Origin of the sequence: Mesorhizobium sp. M7A.F.Ca.AU.001.01.1.1 (assembly GCF_004022735.1) — a bacterium.
GTDB classification, from domain to species: domain Bacteria; phylum Pseudomonadota; class Alphaproteobacteria; order Rhizobiales; family Rhizobiaceae; genus Mesorhizobium; species Mesorhizobium ciceri.
The window spans coordinates 1-1,757 of the sequence record NZ_RZPF01000989.1; the positions used below are offsets into that span (position 1 = coordinate 1).

Here is a 1,757-nt window from a genome sequence, read left to right on the forward strand (position 1 = left end):
GGATAAGCGGGGCCGTCAACAGGGCGAGCATGCCGCCCCGTTGGCGCCGCTTTATAGCCGGCTTTGTCCCGACCAACATGCCTGGGTTACTTCGCGAGCCAAGCCTTGAAGCGTTCTTCCAGCGCTTCCTTGTGCTCGGTCCAGAAGTCGTTGTTATAGGCGGCGCCGTACTGGAGGTGCTCCGGCGACGTCGGCAGGTTGGCCTTCCAATCCGCGGGAATGAGGTCGGCGGCTTCCTTGCGGCCGGTGCCATAGGCATAGAGTTTCGAGAAGCCGGCCTGATTTTCAGGGATGGAGAACCACTTGAGGAGATCCAGCCCGCCCTGCTGGTGCGGTGCGCCCTTCACCACGGCCCAGTAGTCGGTGCCGTAGAAGAAGCCTGCGTCCCATGCGATGGCGTAGGGCTTTTTCTCGTTAATGGCTTCGTTGGTGATGCGTGCATTGAACGCGTCGCTGAGCGTCACTTCCCCGCTGTCGAGGTTCTGGATGCCCTGCGTCGTGGTGGACCACCAGACGACGTTCGGCTTGATCTTGTCGAGCATGGCGAAAGCCCGGTCGATACCTTCCGGCGTGGCCAGCACCTTGTACATGTCCTCGCGCTTAACGCCGTCGGCCATCAGCGCGTTTTCCAGCGTGAACTGCGCCTGCTGGTAGAGGCCACGCTTTCCCGGAAATTTCTCGACGTTCCAGAAATCCGCCCAGCTCTTCGGCGCGGCGTCGCCCTTGTAGACATTTGTGTTGTAGGCGAGGACCGTGGCCCAGGTATCGGACGCGACGCCGCATTCGTGCAGGGTGCCCGGCAAATAATTGGCCGCGTCGCCTGTGATTTCTGGCGTCAGCGGAATGAACAGGCCTTCGGCGCAGCCGACTTCCATGGCGGGCGCTTCGACCGAGACGACGTCATAGGTGATGTTGCCCGCCTGCACCTGGGCACGCACCTTGGCGACCTCGCCGCCCCACTCTTCCATGACGATCGGGACGCCCGTCTTTTCGGTGTACTTGTCCCAGACCCCATCCTTGTAGGCCTTGTCCCATGTACCACCCCAGCCGACTACCGTGACGGGGTCGGCCGCGGACGCGACCAAAGCCGAGGTCGCGAGGCAGATCGCGGCGGCAGATACGGCTTGCAGATAAGTCCTCATTGCAGTTCCCCTTTCTTATCGTTGTAGATTTGATCAAATTTCAAACGCAAAATTGATTGATTAGCAACAGGAATTTACGGTACGGTGTAAAAAAGTGAAAAAGCCAAAGGGATTTGATCGAATGCTGCAAGGCACTAGAGACGTGCGCGCCAATGTCAGTCTCGCTGCTGTTCTGGACGAGGCGCGACAGCGTTTCGCTGACGCAAACCCGAACAGCCGGGCGCGTCAGAACGAGGCCGCGGCATCGTTGCCGGGCGGCAATACGAGGGCTGTTCTATGGTATCGGCCATTCCCCGTATCGTTTGTTTCCGGTGAAGGCTGCAGGGTGACCGATCTGGACGGCCATACCTATGTCGACCTGGTCTCGGAATACAGTGCCGGTTTTTACGGCCACTCCGACAAGGCGATTTCGGCGGCCCTTGTGGACGTCATACAGGGTGGCATCATGTTGGGCGCACCCAACCGCTATGAGGCGCGCCTGGCTGCCGCGGTGGTCGACCGTTTTCCGGCCATCGAGCGCGTGCGCTTCTGCAACTCGGGCACCGAGGCGAACATCATGGCGATTTCGGCGGCTCGCGCCATCACGCAGCGCTCGAAGATCCTCGCCTTCCGCGA

At 60.6% G+C, this 1,757-nt stretch carries 2 protein-coding genes; one reads left to right on the top strand and one right to left on the bottom strand.

Annotation, left to right across the window (positions count from 1 at the left end; genetic code table 11):
* Nucleotides 1–86: 86 nt before the first annotated feature.
* Entirely contained in the window at nucleotides 87–1,142 is a 1,056-nt protein-coding gene (locus tag EN884_RS34925; RefSeq protein WP_063168759.1) for an ABC transporter substrate-binding protein, read from the bottom strand.
* 325 nt (nucleotides 1,143–1,467) lie between these two features.
* Here EN884_RS34925 and EN884_RS39945 point away from each other — a divergent pair.
* Nucleotides 1,468–1,757 (top strand): aminotransferase class III-fold pyridoxal phosphate-dependent enzyme (locus EN884_RS39945; protein ID WP_245492042.1); only part of this gene is annotated, 290 nt, incomplete at its 3' end.

Bases quoted from the DNA above. Each gene is read 5' to 3' on its own strand.
- EN884_RS34925 (WP_063168759.1), bottom strand. From the start codon at position 1,142: ATGAGGACTTATCTGCAAGCCGTATCTGCCGCCGCGATCTGCCTCGCG.